We start from the raw sequence: 24,381 nt of genomic DNA on the forward strand, positions 1-24,381 counted from the left end.
TGTAAATGCAAAGAAACAGTGGCTCTGAAAATCAAAGCCGCCGCTTCATAAGCGCGTGAAAATATGTCTGCTGTACGACGGCTTTTTTTCTTTTGCCGTCGTACAACAGGTTTTAGAGTATTCGATTTGGTTTAATCTTCTTTATCAATTTCATAAATAATTCTATTACAATTCATTTATCGTTTCCGTTACAGATATATTCCGAATCCGTTTTGACGGAGCATAAACCGCAGTGATAGCTGCAACAAAAACAAACAGAAGTATAATCATTATTGGTATAACAGGTAAGCTCCAAGTAGCGTAGTTCCAATGAGTGGTAATAATATTGTCATATAACAGTTTACTAATCAACAGACCAACTGCACAACCGACAACACAACCGGACAAAGCATAGGTAAACGCTTCAGCGGCTATCATTTTTGTTATCTGACGTTCATCCATACCAACCGCACGCATTGCTCCGTATTGTTTTATTTTTGCGGACACACTCATAGAAATGCTGTTCACAATATTCAATACAGTAACCAAAGTAATAATTGCCAAAAATCCATATACAAACAACATGAATGCAATATATGTGCTGGTAGTCTGATAGTCGCGCTGGTCACTAAACGTGTACTCTTCACCTACTGCATTACGGATTGCTTCAACATTCTCGTCCGTCGCGTCTCTTGTCGTCTGTATCATAATAAGTGAATAATCGGTTACACCCGTTATGCGCGTAAATGTTTCTCTAGAAGTAATAAGCGTTATTTTTCCATTCATGCTGCCGTCACTGCTGAAAGGGTCAAATTTCAGCATACCTGCAATTTCAAGTTCTTCATTGTCAACCCGTATTTTATCACCTATCTCTAACGGACTATCTTTGTCCCATGTTGTAAGTACATAATTACTGTCCCCATATACTTTTGAAATATTGCTACCTTTTCTAAGTTCCTTATCCTTTGTAAGACAGTCTAAATCATATTCATCATAGGAAATAATATCAATCGTATTCGACAGTTGATTATCTTTATTTACTTCTGCCGGAATATCAAAACAATTCCTACGACCGAAAACACATTTTACACCTTCCATGCTGCTAATCTTATCAAGCAGCTCACTGTCTATCGAATTTGAACTGTCATTGCTTGAAATACTAATGTCGAAAGCATTCGATGGCTGGGGCATAAGGTAACCAACCAAATCTATCAAAACTGAAAAACTCAAAAAAAGGATAATGCTGAGTGCAAATGAGCTTGTCATAAGTAATAGGTTTTTCTTTGCTGATACTGCATGATGAATGCCGAGAGCAGTTTCAATTTTTGAAAAACGTGTATTTACCCCATGGTGCATATTTTTTGTGCTTTCTGAATTACCCGATACTGCTGTCACAGGTGATACTTTAGCGGCCCGTTTCGCTGGAGACCTGGCGGAAATCAGTACCGTAACAATCCCCACAATTACTCCGCTGATAATACCGATTGGGCTAACTTCAAAAAGAGGCATATCAGAGAACTCCCCGCCGACAAGGAACCGTATTGCAGCACATAATCCCCATGTGATTACAATTCCGAGTATGACACCTACCGGAACCGCAGTTTTGCACCAGTTAAGAGCTTCCAACCTTACGAAACGGATAATCTGCTGTCTGCTCATTCCAATACAGCGCATCATTCCGAAAAATTTTGTCCTTTGGGCGACATTACTGTTTATGCTGCTTGAAATCATCAGTACCCCTGCAATCAGTATCAGTACAAACAGTACTACCGCGGCAGAATATAATGCCTGCACAGTTGTATTTCCGCTAAAGCCCGATGATCCTAAAGTGGCTGCGTTTTCATCTATATTTTCGTCTGTCAACCCGTATTGTTCCTTTATACCTGCAATCTGTTTGCTTATTTCTGTATTCTCATGAAACTGAACATAATATACAGGGGCAAGCTCTCTATCATTCATGGCACAAATTTTATAAAATGCTGTTTGGTTCATATATGTACTAATTGTATCATACCGCGAATTGGAACCTACGTCGTCTTCACCAAAGCCGGATACAGTATAATTCATGCTTCCAGAAGGGGTATTTATTGTAACACTGTCGCCTATATTGATACCGAGAACAGTTTTGGCATTTGGACTAAGCATGATTTCTGTATCACTCTGCGGATAAGAACCCTCTGCCAAGCAGTTCCGTATATCAGTGATGTACATTTCATCAACACCGTATAAAACCGCTTTTCTATCGCCTATATAATAATCATCTTCTCGATTGTAATTTATTACATCGTACCACGACATGGCGGCAATGTCGGTGCGCGAACCAATTTGTTCCGTAACACTTTCGGATATATTTTTAAGCTGTATGTGCCAGTTTCCATGTTTGTTAAGTAAAGTTGTTTTCTCCATTCTGACACCCATATCTGCCATACTGAAAACAACCGTTACTAAAAATACAGCAAAAATGATACATAGGAGCGTCATACAGTTCTGCCGCCTGTGTACTTTTGCAGAAATTGGAATAAGACTAAGGTAGCTCTTCATTGACGGCACCTCCCAAAATCGGTCAGGACACCGTCTGACACCTGCAATACACGGTCTGCGGTCTGCGCTATACTGCGGTTATGCGTAATCATAATAATCGTCTGCTCATACTTCTTTGAGGTTTCTTTCAGTAGAGCGATTACTTCGCTGCTGTTCTGGGAATCCAGATTACCCGTCGGCTCGTCCGCAAGAATCAGAGACGGTCTTGTAATCAGTGCGCGTCCGATTGCTACTCTCTGTTGCTGGCCGCCTGATAATTGACTGGGTAGGTGATGACGGCGTTCCTTCAAATTTAGTACCGTCAGTAGTTCTTCCAGATACTTTTTATTGGGCTTCTGATAGTCCAGCAATATAGGAAAAATTATATTCTGCTCGACTGTCAGTTCAGGAATTAAGTTGAAAGCCTGAAAAATAAACCCGATATTTCTGCGGCGGAAAATCGTAAGCGCACTGTCTTTCATGGCCAAAATATCCTTGCCGTCAATCAGCACTTCGCCAGAGGTTGGGGTGTCAAGCGCACCTAGCATATTGAGAAGCGTACTCTTACCAGAACCCGATTCTCCGACTATTGCCACAAATTCGCCCTTCGGAACTGAGAAGCTGGCGTTTTTTAATGCGTGAACGGCTGTTTCACCACTGCCGTAAGTTTTAGAAATTGATTTAACTTCTAATAAATTCATAGTATAAGCACCTCTTTCTGTATTTGAATCATATTGGAAGTATATCATCTATACCCTACAGCAAGATGACCGTAAGACTACAATTTTGTAGGAATCAAAAAATTTATAACAAAAGTAGTACCAACTCCCAATTCACTGTCAACCTCAACCGTGCCGTTGTGTGCTTCAATAATTGCTTTCGCAAGTGGCAAACCAAGTCCGATACCCTGAATATCCTTTGAAAAGCGGCTACGATAAAACCTCTTAAAAATATGGGGCAAATCCTCTTGGTAGATTCCACTCCCATTATCTTTCACTATAATCTGAACAACAGTCATAAACTGTTTCCATTCAATATGAATTAAATCCCCTCTTTGAGTATGGTCAAGAGCATTTTTTACGATATTGTCTATGGCCTCGATGACCCAATCGCGATCACAAAGAAGAGAGATGTTCTCGGCACCAGATAAGACAATTTCTTTTTGTTCCTGTTTAGCCCGGTATGCAAAATGTAATTCAATGTCATTCATCATATCTGCCACATTTTCAGGAGCCTTTTCAATCACAATGGAACCCGCGTCCAGCTTTGTAATTTTCAACAGATTTTGTACCAGCGTTTCAATCCGGTCGAGTTCCTGTTCTGATAACGTGGCAAATTCTTTAATCGTAGGTAGTTCTTCTGCTTCGCCTTGTAATAGCCCGTTATAAATATTCAAGGCTGCAAGAGGTGTTTTTAGTTGATGTGAAATATCGGATATTGTATTTTTCAAAAACTGTTTCGCTTTCCCTTCATTTTCAGCGTGGGCGTTCAAAATGGAAACTAGAGAATTTACTTCATGAAATAGTCTGTATAACTCGCCCTCATCATCGCATTCAATACGCGCTGTACGATTGCCGGAAATATATTCTGTAATTTGTGTCACGGCATTTTCCATGATTTCGTTCTGTTCCTTGAAATATCTGTAACAGGCTATCAATATTCCAATTCCCATACATAGAGAACATATCAATATATAAAATGCCGCATTTTCAAATTTAAGGCTCATGAAAGACGCAGACAGTAAGGTAAATATCAGTATACACATCAATATCCTATAAAATAGGGTCTTTATTTTTCTGTTTGACAGTATTTTCATTATACACCTCAATTAGAAGTATTCCATTTATAACCCATACGGCGGACGGTTATTATCATTTTTGGGTTACCTGGCTCATCTTCAATTTTTTTGCGTAGCCTGCGTATATATACAGTAAGGCTATTATTATCTATATAGTCTTCATTACAATCCCATAATCTGCTTAAAATCTGTTCTGGCGAAAGTACAATATCGGGATTTTCCATAAACAAGCACAGCAATTTATATTCATTTGCCGTTAAGTCAAGCTGTTTCCCATTTTTATATGCTTCTCCTTTTAGCAGTTGTACCTTTATATCATTAGAATTCAGTTCTGTATCTGCCTGACTGAAATTATTACTTCTGCGGAGCAAGGCGTTTATCCTCGACATAAACACAGCCAACTTAAAGGGCTTTGTAATATAGTCGTCGCCACCAATATCAAGCCCCATTATGATGTCTGTTTCCTCATCAGCAGCAGTAAGGAACATAATGGGTACTTGTGATGTTTGGCGTATTTTTCTGCATATATCAAAACCGGAACCGTCGGGAAGCGATACATCTAAAATTATCAACTCATATTTCCCGTCCGCCCATAAGGTATCTGCTTCAAGGCTTGTACGGGCAATATCTATCTCATATCCTTGCTTTTTGATAGCAAAAGACAGTCCACTTATTAAACTCAAATCATCCTCAACTAAAAATATCCGTTGCATTTATTTTCACCATCCTTTACTTTACTGCTTCTATATCGTCCGTCAGCTAGTTTTTCAGCGTCAACCGGAACAAGCCATGTATTTCCCAGTTTTTTAGCTCCCTTAATCCGTCCAGCAGCGCAATGGTACACTACCATTCTGTCTGTGATTCCCCAATTTTTTGCTGCTTCTTTTGTCGTTATATAATCCATGCATAATACCTCCATAATTTTATTATATTTCTTTTGACATAAATATACAAACTGAGGTATAAAACAAAAAATGCAGGAGTGTGGAAAGTAGTTCACGCTCCAGCTTAACAAACCTCGCCGAACCTGTTACCATAAGTATATTTCAATTTTGTGGGCAGATTTTAAGACAAGAGAAAAGCCGTAGGACTTAAAAATCCTACGGCAAATCTCAAGAACTTAAAACATCCTTATTGAACCTGGGACATTCAGATTGCACTTTTTCTTAATAAATATTTTTTACTTAGTTACTTATTTATAAGCTTTATTATCTCATCAATTTTTTTAGCGCCAAAATAAATGTCATCATCATTTACAATTATAGCTGGAACACTCATAACATTAAATTTATCTTTTATATCTTTAAAGCTAGCAATATCTATCATTTCAGCTTCTACCTTTGAATTTTCTATGGCAATTCTTTGAGATGATACCACTACATCCGGGCATAGATGGCAAGCTAGTGATACACATACTTTAATGTTAATTTCCTTATCGATATTCTTAATATTTTTTAATGTCTCTTCTGAAATTTGTTGTCCTGGTCCACCAAGGTTATATATAGCTAACAAAAATGAATTTAACTCATGTCCACCTGGCACCCCATGGAACTTAACTCCACTATAGTTTTTATCTTTGTCTAGTAGTGCAACTACAGGATATTTATCGGAATTTATTTTGCTTTCAATATCTAGATTTTCACCTTTAACATAAATTTCAGCAGAAACCTTTTCTCCTAAGGCTGAGATATCTAATACTAAATCTCTTAGCTCTAAGGACTTACTGTTATCTTCGTCAACTATGGATACAAGGGTAACTTCATCCTCTAATCTATCTAATACGCCCTTTAATTGAAGTCTTAAATCATCATTTAAAAGCTTACTCTTTCTTGAAACTTCCTCTAAACTAGTCTTAATACTTGCTTTCTTCTCTACTTTTTTAGGCTCATATTCCTCTTTTATTCCTAGCCTATCCTTTAATTCAATGATATATCTTTCTGCTGAAGTTGCAGCAATAGCTCCATCTGCTACAGCAGTTACTATTTGTCTCAATTGTTTTGGTCTAAGGTCTCCTGCCACATAAACACCCTTTATATTAGTTTCCATATTTTCATTAGTATTTATATAGCCAAACTTGTCTAAGTCTAAAATTCCTTTAAGTAAAACACTTTGTGGCGAATAACCTACAAATACAAATATACCAAAAGCACCATCTTCCTCTTTAGCATTATATTCAAAGCCTTCACCAGTTTTATTATTGATAAACTTAGCATAGTTTACCATCTTGTCGCCCTTAGCTTCTAATATTTCTGTATTAAATTTAACTTCTATCTTAGGATGTGCCAAAACCTTATCTGCTATAGATTTTGCACAAGTAAATTCAGGCTCTCTAGCTATTACCGTAACTTTAGTAGCAAACTTAGTTAAAAATATTGCTTCCTCTGCTGCTGCAAATCCAGCTCCAATTACAAAAACCTCTAATCCTTCAAAGAATTGTCCATCACAAGTTGAACAGTAGGCTACACCCCTACCTGTAAATTCTTCTTCACCTATAAAACCTAACTTTCTTGGAGAAGCTCCAGTTGCAACCACCACAGCTCTTCCCTTTATTTCTCCTCTATCAGTTTCAATAATCTTTGTATCTCCATCTAAACTAACACTTAATACTTCAGCGGACATAAAATTTACACCAAAATCTTCAGCTTGATGTCTCATTTCTTCCATAAGCTTTGGCCCATTACTATTTCTAGCTCCTGGATAGTTAGAAATGTCATAAGTTTTATTTACCTGACCACCAAATTCAGCTTTTTCTATAATTAATGTATTTAATTTAGCTCTCCCTGCATATATACCAGTCGAAAGTCCTGCTGGACCTGCACCTATTACTAATAAATCATATATTTTATCCACATTCATCCTCCTATTATTTTCAAAATGCTACCTTTTAGCATCATTACTTTTTAAACATTATTTGAAACATTATATTTTTAAAGGATTATTAAAATCTTATCTGTGTTTTATCTAAATAAAACTTTAATAATACTTTAAAGTAATGGTGAATTAATAAACCTATTAATTCACCATTACATTTAAATATTAATATTATAGCTTACCAACTAAATCTAGGCTTGGTACTAATGTTGCTTCACCTGGTTGCCATTTTGCTGGGCAAACTTGATCTCCATGCTCTGCAACAAATTGAGCAGCTTGAACTTTTCTTAATAATTCTTCTGCACTTCTTCCAATTCCTAAATCATGAACTTCATAAGCTTTAACTTCTCCTTCTGGATTAACTACGAAAGAACCTCTTAAAGCTAAACCTTCTTCTTCTATTAAAACTTCGAAATCTCTAGCTAATTTACCTGTTGGATCTCCTAACATTGGATATTTGATTTTAGCAATTGTTTCTGAAGCATCTGCCCATGCTTTATGAACAAAGTGAGTGTCTTCAGATACTGAGTAAACTTCGCAACCAATTTCTTGGAATTTAGCATAGTTATCAGCTAATTCTCCTAATTCTGTTGGGCATACAAAAGTAAAGTCTGCTGGATAGAATACAAATACTGACCAGTGTCCTTTAACTGAATCTAGTGTTACTTCCTTAAACTCCCCATTATGATAAGCTTGAACTTTGAAATCTGAAACTTTTTTATTTATTAATGACATTTTAAACGCCTCCTTGATATTTATTTTCATTTGATATATATTATCATCTCTCTATGTAATTAATAATAATTATTATTAAACAATTTGTCAACACTTATTTGAAAAAACTTTTTACTTTTTTAAATTACCTTGTAAAAACCCTTTAAAATACTAGTATTCTAGCTAAGTGTTTACTAGTTAAACTTATAAATTGTAAAATAAAACTATGATTTAAAACATTAATATGTCTGTTAGGTGTTAGTGGATAATAAATAGCTAATTATTAGTAGTATAGGAAATAGAACTAATCTCTTTACTATACTCTGCTAAAAATTGTAATAATATCATTTATAATAAAACTTTTATAAATAAAAAAAGTATTTATCCTTATAGGATAAACACTTTCTAACTAAGATTTTATAAAAACTCTTTAATCTATCTTTGCCCTAATTTTAAGTTTGGTACTGCATTTAAGGTTAAATCTGCAATTCTACCAGCTTTATACTCATAATAAGCAGCACTTCCGATCATAGCAGCATTATCTGTACATAAAATTGGTGCTGGGAATAAAACTTTTATCCCTTCCTTTTCTCCTCTTTCCATGAGCTTTGCTCTAAGATAAGAGTTAGATGCAACCCCTCCAGATATAGCTATCTTATCTACTTGCTTCTCTTTGCAAGCCTTCATAGCATTATCAACTAATACATCTACTACAGCCTTTTGGAAGGAAGCAGCTACATCAGCTTGGTTGTAGCTTTCACCCTTCATTTGAAGAGAGTTTAAGTAGTTAAGTACTGCTGATTTAACTCCACTAAAGGAGAAATCTAGTGTCTTATCATGGAAATTTGCCCTTGGAAACTTAATGGCATTTTCATTTCCCTCTTTAGCAATCTTATCAATTTTAGGTCCACCAGGATATCCAAGTCCAATAGCTCTAGCTACCTTATCATAGGCTTCTCCAGCTGCATCATCCCTAGTTTCTCCTAAAACCTCAAAACTACCATAATCCTTCATATGAACAATAAAAGTATGTCCTCCTGATACTACTAAAGTAACAAAAGGTGGTTTTAGATCCTTATGTTCAATAAAGTTTGCACTTATATGCCCTTCAATATGATTTACACCTATAAGCGGAATATTTAATCCATATGCCAAAGCCTTAGCATATTGAAGCCCCACAAGTAAAGCTCCCACAAGACCTGGCCCATAGGTAACGCCCACTGCATCTATATCTTGAAAAGTTAAATTTGCTTCTCTAAGTGCCTCTTCTACCACAGCACTAATGGCTTCTATGTGCATTCTTGAAGCTACCTCTGGTACAACTCCACCAAATTTTTTATGTATATCAATTTGAGAAGCTATAACATTAGATAAAACTTCTCTTCCATTTACTACTACTGAAGCTGCTGTTTCATCGCAACTTGACTCTATAGCAAGTATTTTAAAATTTTCTTTTACTTCATTTACTTCTTTCATATTTTTCACCTACTTTTAAATAATTTACACACTATGAAAGTTTATATTAAAAGTTTGCCCCTAAGGTACTAACTTAAACTTATCATTTCATTTTTATCCGATGACTACCAGCTCTAATACGCCCATCTTCTTTAAAAGTGGGAGTTAAGAGCTGTTACGTCCCTGGATAACGATTTCTAAAGCTTCAAAGAAGCTAAGAACTCTGTTTATCCACATGTTAAAATAATATATCCACACATTTAAACAATTATATCAACAAATGTGATTACTTTATACATTTTATCATTTTTTAAGTTTTAATTACACATCTTTTACTTAATTCTTATACAACAATCAATGAACCACTGCAACGGTTTGGACAAATACTTATCGTGATGATAACAAATAGAGTTATAATTTAAAAGCCTCATATCTTTAATAGCTAGCTTTACTATGTCTCCTTCTTTAACTTGTTGAGTAACAAGTAAATCTGGAAGAACACTTATTCCAAAATCACACTTTACAGCCTGAATAAGAGCTTGTGAATTTACACTTGTCATCATAGGATCTACATAAATACGCTTAAGTAATAAAGCACTATCAAGGGTATCTCTTATGGCAGACCCCTTTTCTCTGAGTAGTAATGGTTGCGTGACAAACTCTTCTACCGTGATTTCTGACCTTCCACTTTTAGCAAAGTCATGATTAGAGGAACATATAACTGACATTTCATAAGAAGAAACCTCATGGCTAATCAATTGTTTATTATGAATAGCTCCCTCCATTAGTGCAATATCTATTTCATTGTTTAATAGTTTTTCTTCAATATTAGCAGCACTATCCACTTGAATCTTTAATGGGGTTCTTTCATATTTTTGCCTCCACTCTTTAATCCATTTCTGGAGCCAGAAATTAGCGATAGTAATGCTAGAGCCAATTCGAATAGTTACTAATTCCTCTTGGTCTTTAAAACCATTCTCTAAATCCTCATGAAGTTCAATTATCCGTATCACCTTATGTAGTAGTATTTCACCAGTTCCTGTAAGATAGATTTTCCTCCCGATTCGTTCAAAAAGTTTTCCACCTATCTCCTCTTCTAAATCATTTATAACATGAGAAACAGCTGGTTGTGTCATATATAACTTTTTTGCTGTCTTAGTAAAGCTTAACTCTTCACATACCTCTTTGAAAATATACATCTGCCTCAAATTCATTATAAATCTCACCCCTTTACATTACTTTTTAGTAATGTATTTCATAAAATTTTATCATTTTATTTATCTATGTACAAGTAATATAATTGTGTAAGTTAGAGAAAGGGGGATTCCATGAATTATTTAAATAAGAATTCAAAATATAAAACTTGCCTTTGGCTTTTTGGAGTTAACTTCTTCATTAGTGCATTCACCTTTGGAGGAGGTTATGTAGTAATTCTTATGATTCGTAAATACTTTGTCGAGAAAAAACAATACTTTGGTGAGGAAGAGTTACTAGATATGGCAGCAATAGCTCAGTCTTCTCCTGGAGCCATAGCTGTAAATCTATCAGTATTATCAGGATATCGCATAGCTGGCTTTTTAGGTGCTGTTATTAGCTGTATTTCTGCTGTGCTTCCTCCACTTATAATACTATCTTTAATTTCTACCTGCTATGGCTTTTTCCGTGATAATGCCACTATTTCATCTATCTTAAAGGGAATGGAAGCAGGAGTTGCCGCTTTGATTGTAGATTTAGTAGTAACCATGATTCAGACTGTTACAAAAGAAAAAAATGCTTTACTTTCTTTAATGATTCCTGTAGTTTTCATAGCTAGTTTTATTTTTAATATAAACGTTATGGTTATTCTATTAAGTTGCGTTATCCTTTGTCTCATTTTTAAAAATAAATTTTAGGAGGAAGGTTTATGTATAACTCTATTTTTAAACTTTTTCTTAGCTTTTTACAAATAGGCTTCTTTAGTATAGGCGGTGGATATGCAACTATTCCTTTAATACAAGAGCAAGTAGTAGAGAAATATAACTGGCTTACTATGCAAGAATTCACAGATATTATTACCATATCTCAAATGACTCCTGGTCCATTAGCCGTTAATACTTCCACCTTCGTAGGAATTCAAATTAACGGAATTTCCGGTGCCATTGTAGCTACCTTAGGATGTGTTATCTCTGGCTTTTTCATCTCTCTCTTTTTATATAAATTTTTTCAGAGTCATGATAAGTCTAAAAATATTTCAAATATTTTAAAAGGACTTCGTTCAGCTTCCATAGGACTTATCGCTTCTTCTGCTGGTACTATATTAATGCTTTCTTTCCTAGGAACCTCAACATGGAATTTAGTAAAAATGAGTCTTCAAATAAAATCTGTAATTATTTTTGCAATCTGTCTCTTTCTACTTAGAAAGTTTAAACTAAACCCTATGGTAGCAATAATACTCTCAGGCACTGCAGGAATACTATTTTAAAATTATATAAAATAATCTAACCTCTAACTAAAATATTTTTGTTTCACTCAAACATCAGTTCTTATGGTATAATAATACTTATTTAATGAAGTTATTTTAAATCTACAATTAATCACACAATCATAGAAAGAGGAATTAAGATGAAAGATGTTAACTATGCTAAAGTTGTGGTAAAGGGATCACCAATTTCTAAATCTAACTTTAAACTTTTTAATAGCAGCAATAGAGCTATTTTACCATATAACTCCGGAAAATATCATGATAGATATGCACTATACGAAGAGGAAATAGCCTACGAATGTAGGGTTCAAAACCCAAGTATAACCTTAACAGAAGCCCTTATAGCTGTCCTTAAGGTTTATTATAAAAGTGAAAAACGTCATCCAGACACAAACAACATAACTAAAAGCATTTTGGATGGTGTTGAAAAAAGTGGTCTCATCATAAATGATGCCCAAGTAAGAAGACTTATTATAGAAGAATTTTATGATAAAGAAAATCCACGGTTTGAACTTGAACTCTTTGGAGAAAGCTCCTATGCCATGGATTATAAAATAGTTAAACTAGAAGAAAAGAGACCTATGATAAATTATGAACCTCCTAGCAACAAAAAAAATAAAACCATAGATGGCTATAATGCCTCAGGTTTATGCAAAGAGCTTTCTCATGAAGATATCAACCTCTCTTCCAGTAAAAGCTCTAGACAAATCTGTGAACTTTGCCTAAAGGAAGTCTCAAAAGATAACATCATGTCCTGTAATAAAGGAAAAACTTTGATCTGTAAAAGCTGCTTTAAAAAACTATTCTAAAAAACACAAGGGCTTTCGCAAGATAAATTAATCTAAAAAATATTGAGCCTGCACTTATATTATTAAAGTACATGCTCAACATTTTATATAAGATTAGTTATATATCTTACAAAAGCCCTTAATTTTATTTAATAGTTCGACCATTAACAAGGATTACTCGTTTAGAAAACATCCCATGAACAACTTTAACCTCTTCACCTCGATAAACATAAGGATAACAATAAGTTCTATAGGTAATTTCTCTTTTATTTTTAAAGTCAGTAACATATACAGTCCAATACTCCCTTCTATCTTCACTTTCAGATGCTTCTGTTATCCCAGTGCATATACCTGTTAAAGATGTATATAGTCCTAAAATATACTCTATAAGAGAAAAAAACTCTATAATTGCAATTATTAAAAATACAATCTTGAATATATCATGTTTCTTACTTTCTAATATAAAATATCCAAATATTAACATAAGAATAATGTTATATAATCCAATGCTTCTTTTATTAAATGGAACTTTTTCAATAGGCATAAACCAAAGTTTAAATCTCCAAAGTATACTACTTCCTTCTACGTCATAGCTTGTACCATTTACTGCTGCACACCACTTCATTTGATAGTCATTAAGCCCTAACACTATGATTTTCTCTGTAATGAATATTACATTTACATAAATACCCAACATTATAAATCCAGCTATAATAAAATATAGTTCCTTTATTACTAATGCTGAGAAAAGAATATATAAAATGAAAAAAGCAGTGCCTAATTGCATTAATCTCATTTTAAGCCTAATCTCATCCTTAGCCTCTTGGGATATATCTTCAGCCCTATTTAATGCGCTTCCAATTGCAGTAGCCACAAAAATAAAAAAGAAAAAGTGAACATAATTTTTTATATTTATTTTTTGAATTATACTAATTTCATATCCTAAATCCTGAATTATATTAACATCATATCCAAAGTATCGAAGTACAAGTAGTGTATTAATTACTATACTTATTAGCAACATACTTACTGAAAAATTTCTTACAGATTTCAAACCACGTTGATCTAACATTATTTTACTCCTTTACTATATTTATATAATCATTTAAATTATATATTTTTTCCTACAATATGTAAATAACCATAGAGTTATACCCCATGGTTAATATAATTAATCTATATCTTGAGCTTTCATTTTATCTAGTTCAGCTTCTTTTTCTTTTTTGTATCTCTTACGTCCATATTCCCATTCTGCCAATAACATATTAGTCATTATGAGAAATGGAAATAAATTTCTAAAGCTAAGTGTTAGTTTTGTAAATTTAAACACACATATTGCAAAAATCACTGATATTAAAGGTATAATCCCTCCTAATAAAAAGTTCTTTTGTTTACCAAGAAAATATTCAACTCCTAAGAGTGCACCTGCAATTACAAATGCAATAATAATAGTACTTATATCTGACATGGTTATTCTCATAATCTATAATATATTTTGTTGTTTTGCTAAATACAATTGCAGATTTCAATTGGATTTTTAAAATATAAGTGCCAGGATCATCTTCTAGTTATAACTTAACTCCCCTAGCCAATAAGAACTCTCCATGTCTTTTCAAAATATTTACTGATAAATTATTCTATAATTCTACCATACTTCCTTTATTAAAGCTCATTTATAAACCAAGGCATTATAGGAAATACTAATTACGATTTACAATAGACTTTTTAATAAAATAACGGAGGAAAAAATCTATGGAAAACCTAGTCAGAGCAATTGACAGAATAAAAATACTTGAATGCCCAACAGGAGAATTAGAAAATCGGGTTGCAGGTATTCTTGAGAATTATAGGGTTGCGGATAAAAATAAAATAACTATAAATAGAGCTAGACAATTAGATTCAGATGGTGCAGAAGCTTATAGTGCTAAAATTTCAAGCAATTCACCACAGTCTTTTACTATACTAGCAAAGTCAGGGCTGGATGGTTATGTAGATAAAGTAATTGATGTATCTATGGGGTAAGTTACAGTAATATGTAAATCCTAATAAAACTTTCAAATTAAGATGCCTTATATTAACTTATTAAGAATATGCTAAATAAAAAATGCTTTTGCCTAAAGTTCAGCAAAAGCATTTTTTAAAGGTAAAAGGTATTTCATTACTTTTTCAAATTAAGCCTGTTCTATCTTTTCTACTATATAACCTGCATCTTCAATAGCACACTTCATTTGTCTATCTTCAACTGAGTCTGTTCCATCAACAACTACAATTTGAGATTTTAGATGTACATCTACATTATTAACCCCATTAACTCCTTGTAGCGCTGTTTTCACATTACTAACACACTGTCCACAAGTCATACCTTCAACTGTTAATCTTTTTTTCATTTTTATTTCCCCTTTCATTATTTAGCATATACATAGTATGAATATATTAATGAAAAATTATTGATAAAATAATTAAAAGTGTTAGTATAGTATTATAGGCACATAATTCTAAATTTTTTAAACATAATAAAGTATACGATTTCATTGGAGAAAATAGAGGATTATGTTAACCAGACATTTTAAAACAACAAATAAAAAGTTAATTTTAATAGGGGGAGATTTGGTAATGGAAAAAGAATTTAATTGGAAAGAATTAGGGTTCAATTACCTAAAAGCAGATTTTAATTTTATTTCTCATTATAAAGATGGACAATGGGATGAAGGAAACTTAGTTGAGGATGATAAAATAACAATTAGCCAAGGTTCAACATGTTTGCACTATGGACAACAATGTTTTGAAGGGTTAAAAGCATATACTCATAAAGATGGAAAAGTATGCTTATTTAGACCTGACCAAAATGCTAAAAGATTAAATGAAAGCTGTAGAAGAGTTTTAATGCCAGAAGTACCAGTAGAATTTTTCTTAGATGCTTGCAGAAGAATTGTTAAAGCAAATAAAAGACTTATTCCACCATATGGAAGTGGTGCAACACTATATCTTAGACCTTACGTAATAGGAGTAGGCGACAATGTAGGTGTTCGTCCTGCTAGTGAGTATATATTTGGAATCTTTGTTACACCAGTTGGTCCATACTTCAAAGGTGGAATGGCTCCAGTTAACTTCATAACTTCTGACTTTGACAGAGCTGCTCCTATGGGAACTGGTGCTGCTAAAGTTGGCGGTAACTATGCTGGAAGCTTATTACCTCATGCAGAAGCTGTTAAAGCAGGATTTGCTGATTGTATCTATTTAGATCCAGCAACCCACACAAAGATTGAAGAAGTAGGTGCTGCAAACTTCTTTGGAATAACTAAAGATGGTGCCTTTATTACACCTAAATCTCCATCTATACTACCAAGTATAACTAAGAGATCTCTATTATATATAGCTGAACATAACTTAGGTATGAAAGTAGAAGAAAGAGATGTACTAATTGATAAATTAGACGAATTTGCAGAAGCTGGAGCTTGTGGTACTGCAGCTGTAATTACTCCAATCGGTGCAATTCAACATAAAGAAAATAAACACGTTTTCTACAGTGAAACAGAAGTTGGTCCAATGACTAAAAAACTTTATGAGACTTTATTAGGAATTCAAGCTGGTGATGTAGAAGCACCAGAAGGATGGATATTCAACGTAGAAATTTAATAAAATATTTAGGGCTCACCATAGAAAAATTATGGTGAGCCTCTTTTATATTCAATGAACAACATAAATTGTAGCATAATACCAAAACCTTTAAAACTTTTTCCTTAAATATTTTAAAGCTTTAGCTTTTCTCTTATATCTTTCCTAACTTTCACAAATTCATCAAACTCATAAAAAAATCTTATTTTCTGCTCTGGAAGAGTATTCCCCTTTGGCTTGTCTTCTAATACAAATAAAGCAAAGGATTCTGCAATATCTTCTGCTGGAGATGTAGAACAATACTGGTTTGCAAAATCATTTAAGTGTCTCATATAAAAACAACTTTTAGCTTCTTCTGGCTCTTCTGACATATCAGTCATAATTAAATTTTCATAAATATCAGCCCAGTATCTTTTGTAAAATTCATTTAAATAAGAGTTTTCCTTAGCTAATAAATACCCCTCTTCATAATAATAATTTGGATCCACCCTTTCTGTATACTCTACTTCTTCTCCATTAGTAGTGAGTACATGTCCAAATTCATGTATTACTGTTACTCTAAATTCATTATCCTCATTTTTCACATCTTTATAATCTATACTTAAATTGTATTTTAATAAATCATCTTCCATTACTGCTACATAAGCCAATGTGTCATACTCACCATCAGAAAAAATAGTAAATTCTTCAAAGTGCTTCATTTCATCTTCAGGAAGTATTTCTTTAATCTTACTCCATATAGCATTGGCTTCTTTTATAACTTCCTCTGATGGCTTCTCTGGAGTCAATAATTTGATTGGCTGATAACTTATAGAAAGGTCTTCATTCACTTTAAATACACCCTTTATCTCTTTAGGCTGTATAATTTGCCCTATAATCATTTGAGAATCTAACTCGTTATATTTGTTAAAGATATTGCCTATGTCACATTCAAAGTCAAAATCCTCCCCAGCTTTAAATCTTTCTACTAAATCTATTATATTTTCATAATCATCACTACTTATATAATCTTTTAAATCGTTTATAATCTTTTCGCTATATTGATTATTTAGCGCTTCTTTTTCTTCATCTTCAACAGCTTTTATTTCGTACATACTATCATCTATTAGTTCTATCTCATTTTCGCTTAAAAGCCTCCTAATATATTTTTCTGTTAGTTTATCTAATCTTTTATTAAACTGTAATTTTAAATGCTCTTCTCTTTCACTCCTATCACTTATTCCATCTTCTAATTTCTGTTTTTCAATTGTATGTATCTCTTCATACAGTTCATATAACTTCTTTTTTTCAACAGGATTTATATAATTAGCAAGTTCACCTAAATTATTGGAGAACCCTTGAGCATAGTCTTTTTCTACTCTTACTTGATAAAAACTTAAAAAGCTAAATAGTATAACTGCAACTACATCTACTGGAATTAATAATTTTTTCATAAGAACTCCCCTTCCTTACCTATAATTTTACCATAAATTCGGAATGGATGGGGTCAGGCTCAATACAAATTGACCTCATACAAATTGCATAAACAAATAGAGCTGCATATATAGTATTAAGGGATATTTTGAACATGAGTAAAAGTTTAAATAATATCCTAATTAAATTTAGGGGGGGTATTAAAGTAAATGGAAGCTGAAATATTGAAAATAGCTCTATCCCAAGGTATATGGGCAGTACTCAGCATGTTTCTACTGTTCTATATATTGAAAGCTCAAGAAAAAAGAGATGAAAAGCAAGAAGAAAGGGAAAAGAACTATCAAGAGATAATATCAAAAATAACAGATAAATTAAGCTTAATAGAAGATGTAAAAAAGGATGTTGAAGATATAAAACAGCATATTATAAAGAATAAATAAAAGTTAAGCCAATGGCATTAAAGGTGCCATTGGCTTATTTGTTATTAAGTTAAGTCTACTTTTTCATGTATTTCCTCTTTTATGCCATCAATTCTATATGTTGATGTTAATCCTGTAAGACTTAACTGTTATATGATCATCTTTATTATTTAAATACATCTCATCTTGAAGTTAATCTTTGTAAAAAGTATTCATGCCATGAATATTTTACGATTTAAATACAGCTCATGTTGAAGTTAATCGCGTTAAATCATCAGTATTTTCGTAGAAATATCCATATTTAAATACATCTCATGTTGAAGTTAATCCGAAGCAGAAAATTTATTACGACATTTACTACACTTATTTAAATACATCTCATGTTGAAGTTAATCATTCACATTCTATGCAGAAACTCCATTTTTAGCAAATTTAAATACATCTCATGTTGAAGTTAATTTATAGATTACTACAGATGGAAAATGCTTTTATAGTATTTAAATACATCTCATGTTGAAGTTAATCTCCTGCCTCTTGACTTATGTATATTCTATTAGTTTCATTTAAATACATCTCATGTTGAAGTTAATCAAAGATGAATATAGCACAACAAAAAATACTGTAAAATTTAAATACATCTCATGTTGAAGTTAATCATACAAATTTAAAAAGGTTTAATATGGAGGTATTATTAATTTAAATACATCTCATGTTGAAGTTAATCAAAGGATATTCAGAATAATTACAATAGAACTGTTTCATTTAAATACATCTCATGTTGAAGTTAATCGGACTTATATTGATTTATTGGCAATCCACAAACAACTATTTAAATACATCTCATGTTGAAGTTAATCAATAATACCCCAGCCTCTTATTTGGCTATTTCGTCATTTAAATACATCTCATGTTGAAGTTAATCCAAATAATATTAAAAATGGTATAACAATAAAGGCATTTAAATACATCTCATGTTGAAGTTAATCTTGAAATTTTTAAGAATAAATTTCCATCACAATAATGATTTAAATACATCTCATGTTGAAGTTAATCCTGTATAATATTTGTATGGGGGGATGCAAAGTGTATTTAAATACATCTCATGTTGAAGTTAATCACTCTATCAGCTCTTAAGTATCCTTCAACTATCAAATTTAAATACATCTCATGTTGAAGTTAATCTTTGATTTCACTATAAAAATTACTATCCTTAGGAACATTTAAATACATCTCATGTTGAAGTTAATCGAACGATACAACGAAGAAAGAATTGCAGAGAAGCTATTTAAATACATCTCATGTTGAAGTTAATCTATTACCCTTACCTGGCAAAATGTCAAAATCAAAATATTTAAATACATCTCATGTTGAAGTTAATCAGTATTATTAACAGGATTATAAGGTACTGCAACTTGATTTAAATACATCTCATGTTGAAGTTAATCTTTAGCAACTGTATAAACTTTATGGTAATTAGCCTATTTAAATACATCTCATGTTGAAGTTAATCGTATTTGTACCTTCATCTCCGCCTCGACCTTTACCATTTAAATACATCTCATGTTGAAGTTAATCTAAGAGAAACCGCAGATGTTAACAAGATGTATGGCAATTTAAATACATCTCATGTTGAAGTTAATCTTGAGATGTAATAAATCTCTTAATAGCATTACTTTCATTTAAATACATCTCATGTTGAAGTTAATCAGCACCATTTACAGCCTTTTCACCCTCGTTTTCGATATTTAAATACATCTCATGTTGAAGTTAATCCATTGTAATTAAGCCATTCTCTAAAATAAATATATTCTAAACTCCTTGTAAAATCAAGGTTCTAAAATATTTTACCAGCCAAATTTGTTTTATTGATATATATTTTTAAAATTAGTATAAGCTATTGAAACTACTAGACTTTTATAAATTAATATGATAATTTACCTGGTAAATTATATAATTAGGTCTTCTCCCGTATTATTTCTTTGATTACCCAATATTTCTTCTCCATATACATTGTCATTCATAAGTTTTATTATGCATATGAAGTCCTCATCCTCATCTATTATCTTATTTAAATCCTTTTTTAATAATATCAATTTAGATGGTGTAAGTTCTCCCCTAAAAACAGAGTTTTGAAAGTGTGATAGATATTTCTTACACACCTTAAAGACTTTATTTACCCTTTTCTCATTTACATCATAAAATAAAAATGCATAATTGTAATTTAAATTTTTAGCTATATTAAACACCTTCCTTTAGATTAAATGGAGTAAATTCTTTATCCTCCATTATAAACTTTATTAGTTTATAAGCATCCAATTTTATTGCAGTTCTATAACTTACCTTTCTTTTAAGTTTTGGATGAATAAATACACTTTCTAGTCTTTCCTCAAAGGCCTTGATAAAAATGTTTCTTCCCTCTTCATTTAGTAAACAATAATTAACCTTTTTATCAAAATGCTTAGATACCTGCAGTTTTTTATTATTAACAAGTTCAAATATAGTCTTATAGACTATGGCTGGTTTAAATACTTCACTTAAATCTAAGCTTAAGGAGAATCTTCCTTCTGAAGGTTCATGTAAAAAGCTTATCCTTTGGTCTAGATGTGTTCTATAGATTCCAGAAATAGTTTTAGTATAAAGAAGAGAATTACCAAAGGATATAAGGGCATTTATAGGATTATCTGGCGGCCTTTTTACGCGTTTATTCAGTATAAAATCTTCTGGCAAAATATTTTTAAACTCTCCATAAAACCTTTGCCATACCTCTCCTTCTACAGCCATAAGCTCTTTTATTCCTGGAGCATTATCTACTCTAACTTTAAAGTCACCTCTTATCCAGTCAATGGTGCCTTTTACTTCTTTTTTATCATGTTTATAATAATGATATAATACTTCACTTATATTTACTCCAATAGTTCTTACTATGGATTTAGCTATAATAAGTCTATTATTATTAAAAGCTTCTACCTGTTTTATAAGTAATTTTCCACTATTGTATTTATCCTTTGGATAGAAAGTGCCGCTATAACCTTCATAATAATTAAAAAAGTGAATCACTATGTTATTACTTGAAATGAAGTCTAATAATTTAGTATTAATAGTTACTTCATTTAAACAATATATCTCAGTGGTATTTTCCACTGGAATATAGACATTTTTTCCATCCTTCCTGAAACAAAGAGAATTATCTTTTCTTGTTAACTCTCCCATAGATGTTATATATCGTGTACTCCCCATTTCCTCCTCCTAAATATAACAATACTCATAATAAGCACATTTTTTGCAAGTAGGCTTATTAATTGCACTTGGTATTTCTTCCATATTAATCAAATCTTCTATAGATTTCACTACATTATCTAACTTAGTTTCTGATTCTTCATCCAGTTCCACATATAAAGTTTTATTTTTGCTTTTGTTCTTTTCAACAAACTCTAGCTTTCCTTTTCTATCTATACCTTTTCCTTTTAGTATTTTTAGATAAAGTAATAGCTGCCACTTTGATGCTTCTACATCTGCATCTGACTTTTTAACTTCTACTAGATATTCATTAGTTAATTTATCAATCTTTACATTATCTATTGTTAACTCTGTATTTTTCCCTTGTTCGGCCTTTTCTTCATGAATAGCTTTTCCTATCTTTACTACTTCACTATTATCTTCTAGATTTAATCTATTTCCATGAAGCCAGCATTGCCTCTTACAATGAAAATAATAATTAATCAATGTTCCATTAACTTTCATATCTTTCTCCTATATAAAATCTCCAATACCCATTTTGAACAATTCTTTATTAAACTTATCATCTTTGAAAAATCGCTCTCCATCTCCTATGAAATATATTTCACCTATTTTACTGCCAATTTTATCTCCATAGGTAAAACCCTTAGCTCCTCTTATTTTATATATAAAATAATTTAATTTAGCTCTCACTTCAGATAGCTTTACCTTTTTTTCAGAGAATTCCATTTCCTCATTTCTAAGCAAAGCTTTATACTCATACCACAATTCATCACCATAAATTAAAGTTCCATCTTTGTCTTCAATTACTCTACTTAAAAATAATGTTATTTCATCTTTATCATCATCTATTAACTTCATCCTTTTCTCTATTTCACTAAACTCAAGGTTTCCTACCTTTTCATTTAAAAAACGCTCTATATTACCATCATTACATTGTGATGTATTTGCTATAATTTCCTTGAGAATATTATCATAAAACTTACTAAACTCTTTATTTTTAAGTATTTCTCTCATCTCATCATTAATCAAAGTATATTTCTCATACTTTCTTACATCCCCTTTATATATTGTATCTGCTTTATCTAAATTAAAGAAATAAACTTTTGATCCATCCTTTTTACAAGATCTATTTATTCTACCTAGAAATTGTTCATCCCCATCTAAAATTGATATATCCTTAAATCCAATATCCATATCAATATCTACTCCAGCCTCTATTACCTGAGTAGCAATCAATATTACACTATACCTAGATTTAATTTTATTTAGCACCAACTCCCTATCTATAGAATTATCATCACCTGTTATTAATAGTGTCTCTGGAAGTATTTCAAAGTCTTCTTTTAATCTTTCATAAAAATCATAAGCACTTTTCTTACTTATAAACTCAACTACTATCTTCTTATTATTAGAACTTGATATCTCTTTTACCTTTTTATATAGCTCCTCTTTAATATCTACAGATTCTAATAAACTATAGTCAAGGTCTACTCTATTTTTGAATACTGGACTTTGAAAGTATCTAAATGAGTTTTTTATAAGTCTAACTGTATTTTCTTCTGTTTTTACAAGCTTATTAAGATTTGGGAGAGTTGCAGACATTATAATAAACTTAATATTTAATAATTCAGAGTAAGTTTTTAAAAACATTATTATTTCTTTCCATAGTATATTTTTATAGCTTTGAATCTCATCTAGGACTATTACACTATTAGTCATGTGAATTAACGGAAATGAGTCTTCTTTTCCAGCTCCAAATAAATAATTAAATATACTGACATGAGTTGTTAATACCATTGGATAATGAAGGAACTGTCTATTTAATACTGACTCATCATAATTCACTTTTTCTTCATCTTGATTCCTATATACCTTCTTTATAGGAACTAATGAATTTATAACAGACACTTGCTGAATAAGGTCAGAGTTTTCTCCAAAGGTTTTATTAATATTATTAATATTTTGTTCTACTAATGTATTAAAAGGATATACATAAAATATTTTGTTAAGGTTCGTATTCTCTTTTATAAGTTTAAAACTCAAATTCATTGAGATATTACTCTTTCCCCCACCTGTTGGAGCCTCTAAATAAAAAATACCACTATCAAAATTTCCCTCTAAAACTCTCTCTGCTTCTAAAAACATTTCATTTCTTAAAATATTTATATCCTTAACCTGTGCGAAATCCGTTACCTTTCCAAGTTCTTCTTTCTCATACTTTCTTATCCATGCCATAACTTCAGTGTCCTTATAAACATCATAGAACTTGTCTATATCATTCATTTCACCTAAAGAATTTATGCTGTTACCTGTCATGAATTCAGTTGTTGAGTAAAAATCACAAGCAAGCAATAGTGAAAATATTAGCTTTTCATATATAAAGTTAATTATTTTACCTTCGCTATTTATTTTATTAATGTAAATATCATAAATTTTAAATGAATTCCTTATTTTACTTTCTGTAATAGTTATTTCTGTTAAATATATATCCTCTATTATAGTGAAATTATCTTGTATTAACTTCCATCCCTCACCATCTACACCTATAAGCCTATCTGAAAATGCCTTAAAAGAATCCAGATTTCCATGGTGCTTAGATATAATATAACTATTCATTAGCATAATAGGTATAAATAGCTTTTGATTTTCTTTGTCTAATTTCTTTATTACTTTATAATAATAGTCCATATAAATAATTGCTGATAGCATAGAATGATTAGAATAATTTGATGCCACCGCTTCATTAAGTCCTAAATTATTATTCATCTTTTTTAATTGAAAACATGGATTTATCTTTCCTATATCATGGATAAACACTAAATTTAATATCATTTCTCTAAAAAGTTCCCTTAATTCATAAGATATATCTCTACCTAAAATTTTATCTTCCATATTTATAAAGATACTCTTTAATTTCTTTTCCCTAACTATTCTATATAAATTCTCTTCTGCTAAAGTTAAATGCTCCTCTAAAGTTTCTTTTTTCTTTAAATTTCCTTCTTTCTCCTTAATGTGAGCGTAAAACTTATAAGAAGAATTTACATAGTCTTCTAACTTAAACCTCTTATCCTTATTAAAATACACAATCTTCATTCTCCTAGCTTTTTA

23 protein-coding genes and 1 CRISPR repeat array are annotated in these 24,381 nt (G+C 31.7%); of the genes, 6 read left to right on the forward strand and 17 right to left on the reverse strand.

Features of this window, described 5'->3' with window-relative positions; translation table 11 throughout:
• Positions 1–165: 165 nt before the first annotated feature.
• The 9 genes from ABDZ93_RS05870 to ABDZ93_RS05910 form a co-directional block, all read right to left on the reverse strand.
• Positions 166–2,520: an ABC transporter permease gene (locus ABDZ93_RS05870; RefSeq protein WP_343824579.1), complete on the reverse strand. Its 2,355-nt coding sequence runs from the start codon at positions 2,518–2,520 to the stop codon at positions 166–168.
• The gene (locus ABDZ93_RS05875) at positions 2,517–3,200 is read right to left on the reverse strand and encodes an ABC transporter ATP-binding protein (protein WP_343824581.1); all 684 of its coding nucleotides are present in this window, start codon (positions 3,198–3,200) and stop codon (positions 2,517–2,519) included. Before ABDZ93_RS05875 ends, ABDZ93_RS05870 begins: the two co-directional genes overlap by 4 nt.
• Before the next feature lie 77 nt (positions 3,201–3,277).
• A complete protein-coding gene (locus ABDZ93_RS05880; RefSeq protein ID WP_343824583.1) occupies positions 3,278–4,315 on the reverse strand; it encodes a sensor histidine kinase in 1,038 nt (345 codons plus the stop codon).
• An 8-nt stretch (positions 4,316–4,323) separates the two neighbouring features.
• A complete protein-coding gene (locus tag ABDZ93_RS05885; RefSeq protein WP_343824585.1) occupies positions 4,324–5,010 on the reverse strand; it encodes a response regulator transcription factor in 687 nt (228 codons plus the stop codon).
• A complete protein-coding gene (locus ABDZ93_RS05890; protein ID WP_425544757.1) occupies positions 4,992–5,216 on the reverse strand; it encodes a helix-turn-helix domain-containing protein in 225 nt (74 codons plus the stop codon). Before ABDZ93_RS05890 ends, ABDZ93_RS05885 begins: the two co-directional genes overlap by 19 nt.
• Positions 5,217–5,485: 269 nt before the next feature.
• Positions 5,486–7,147 carry an FAD-dependent oxidoreductase gene (locus ABDZ93_RS05895; protein ID WP_343824587.1) on the reverse strand — a complete coding sequence of 554 codons (1,662 nt, stop codon included), beginning with the start codon at positions 7,145–7,147 and terminating at the stop codon, positions 5,486–5,488.
• Between the two features lie 192 nt (positions 7,148–7,339).
• Complete coding sequence (gene ahpC / locus ABDZ93_RS05900; protein ID WP_343824588.1) at positions 7,340–7,903, reverse strand: alkyl hydroperoxide reductase subunit C; 564 nt, start codon at positions 7,901–7,903, stop codon at positions 7,340–7,342.
• Between the two features lie 414 nt (positions 7,904–8,317).
• Positions 8,318–9,358, reverse strand: coding sequence for a tRNA (adenosine(37)-N6)-threonylcarbamoyltransferase complex transferase subunit TsaD (gene tsaD, locus ABDZ93_RS05905; RefSeq protein WP_343824590.1), 1,041 nt, complete (start codon positions 9,356–9,358; stop codon positions 8,318–8,320).
• Positions 9,359–9,669: 311 nt separating this feature from the next.
• Positions 9,670–10,551, reverse strand: coding sequence for a LysR family transcriptional regulator (locus ABDZ93_RS05910; protein WP_343824592.1), 882 nt, complete (start codon positions 10,549–10,551; stop codon positions 9,670–9,672).
• 114 nt (positions 10,552–10,665) lie between these two features.
• Here ABDZ93_RS05910 and ABDZ93_RS05915 point away from each other — a divergent pair, with 114 nt between their 5' ends.
• The 3 genes from ABDZ93_RS05915 to ABDZ93_RS05925 all read left to right on the forward strand — a co-directional run bounded on the left by ABDZ93_RS05915 (position 10,666) and on the right by ABDZ93_RS05925 (position 12,607).
• Positions 10,666–11,229: a chromate transporter gene (locus ABDZ93_RS05915; RefSeq protein ID WP_343824594.1), complete on the forward strand. Its 564-nt coding sequence runs from the start codon at positions 10,666–10,668 to the stop codon at positions 11,227–11,229.
• 11 nt (positions 11,230–11,240) lie between these two features.
• Positions 11,241–11,798 carry a chromate transporter gene (locus ABDZ93_RS05920; RefSeq protein WP_343824596.1) on the forward strand — a complete coding sequence of 186 codons (558 nt, stop codon included), beginning with the start codon at positions 11,241–11,243 and terminating at the stop codon, positions 11,796–11,798.
• Between the two features lie 140 nt (positions 11,799–11,938).
• The gene (locus tag ABDZ93_RS05925) at positions 11,939–12,607 is read left to right on the forward strand and encodes a RusA family crossover junction endodeoxyribonuclease (protein ID WP_343824598.1); all 669 of its coding nucleotides are present in this window, start codon (positions 11,939–11,941) and stop codon (positions 12,605–12,607) included.
• A 124-nt stretch (positions 12,608–12,731) separates the two neighbouring features.
• Here the strand turns inward: ABDZ93_RS05925 and ABDZ93_RS05930 are convergent, their stop codons facing one another.
• On the reverse strand, positions 12,732–13,658 hold the full coding sequence (locus ABDZ93_RS05930) for a hypothetical protein (RefSeq protein WP_343824600.1): 927 nt from the start codon (positions 13,656–13,658) through the stop codon (positions 12,732–12,734).
• A 99-nt stretch (positions 13,659–13,757) separates the two neighbouring features.
• Positions 13,758–14,054, reverse strand: a complete 297-nt coding sequence (locus ABDZ93_RS05935; protein WP_343824602.1) for a hypothetical protein — start codon at positions 14,052–14,054, stop codon at positions 13,758–13,760.
• A gap of 284 nt (positions 14,055–14,338) precedes the next feature.
• Between ABDZ93_RS05935 and ABDZ93_RS05940 the strand changes: the two genes are divergently transcribed.
• A complete protein-coding gene (locus ABDZ93_RS05940; protein WP_343824604.1) occupies positions 14,339–14,608 on the forward strand; it encodes a hypothetical protein in 270 nt (89 codons plus the stop codon).
• 149 nt (positions 14,609–14,757) lie between these two features.
• Here the strand turns inward: ABDZ93_RS05940 and ABDZ93_RS05945 are convergent, their stop codons facing one another.
• Entirely contained in the window at positions 14,758–14,973 is a 216-nt protein-coding gene (locus ABDZ93_RS05945; RefSeq protein WP_343824605.1) for a heavy-metal-associated domain-containing protein, read from the reverse strand.
• 226 nt (positions 14,974–15,199) lie between these two features.
• Here ABDZ93_RS05945 and ABDZ93_RS05950 point away from each other — a divergent pair, with 226 nt between their 5' ends.
• Positions 15,200–16,222 (forward strand): branched-chain amino acid aminotransferase, encoded by a 1,023-nt coding sequence (locus tag ABDZ93_RS05950; protein ID WP_343824607.1) that lies wholly within the window; start codon positions 15,200–15,202, stop codon positions 16,220–16,222.
• 113 nt (positions 16,223–16,335) lie between these two features.
• On the opposite strand, the gene ABDZ93_RS05955 is transcribed toward ABDZ93_RS05950, so the two are convergent.
• Positions 16,336–17,634: a hypothetical protein gene (locus ABDZ93_RS05955; protein ID WP_343824609.1), complete on the reverse strand. Its 1,299-nt coding sequence runs from the start codon at positions 17,632–17,634 to the stop codon at positions 16,336–16,338.
• Between the two features lie 189 nt (positions 17,635–17,823).
• On the opposite strand from ABDZ93_RS05955, the gene ABDZ93_RS05960 reads away from it, so the two are divergent.
• Positions 17,824–18,054, forward strand: coding sequence for a BhlA/UviB family holin-like peptide (locus ABDZ93_RS05960; RefSeq protein WP_343824611.1), 231 nt, complete (start codon positions 17,824–17,826; stop codon positions 18,052–18,054).
• A gap of 147 nt (positions 18,055–18,201) precedes the next feature.
• Positions 18,202–19,806: a CRISPR direct-repeat array (repeat unit 30 nt; unit sequence ATTTAAATACATCTCATGTTGAAGTTAATC).
• Positions 19,807–19,979: 173 nt separating this feature from the next.
• On the opposite strand, the gene cas2 is transcribed toward ABDZ93_RS05960, so the two are convergent.
• The 4 genes from cas2 to cas3 are packed head-to-tail and all read right to left on the reverse strand — an operon-like array spanning position 19,980 to position 24,357.
• A complete protein-coding gene (gene cas2, locus ABDZ93_RS05965) occupies positions 19,980–20,270 on the reverse strand; it encodes a CRISPR-associated endonuclease Cas2 (RefSeq protein WP_343825127.1) in 291 nt (96 codons plus the stop codon).
• A gap of 1 nt (position 20,271) precedes the next feature.
• Entirely contained in the window at positions 20,272–21,270 is a 999-nt protein-coding gene (gene cas1b / locus ABDZ93_RS05970; RefSeq protein WP_343824612.1) for a type I-B CRISPR-associated endonuclease Cas1b, read from the reverse strand.
• Between the two features lie 9 nt (positions 21,271–21,279).
• Complete coding sequence (cas4, locus tag ABDZ93_RS05975; RefSeq protein ID WP_343824614.1) at positions 21,280–21,774, reverse strand: CRISPR-associated protein Cas4; 495 nt, start codon at positions 21,772–21,774, stop codon at positions 21,280–21,282.
• Between the two features lie 9 nt (positions 21,775–21,783).
• Entirely contained in the window at positions 21,784–24,357 is a 2,574-nt protein-coding gene (gene cas3 / locus ABDZ93_RS05980; RefSeq protein ID WP_343824615.1) for a CRISPR-associated helicase Cas3', read from the reverse strand.
• Between the last annotated feature and the right edge of the window lie 24 nt (positions 24,358–24,381).

Source organism: Clostridium subterminale, from assembly GCF_039521425.1.
Lineage (GTDB): Bacteria > Bacillota > Clostridia > Clostridiales > Clostridiaceae > Clostridium_J > Clostridium_J subterminale.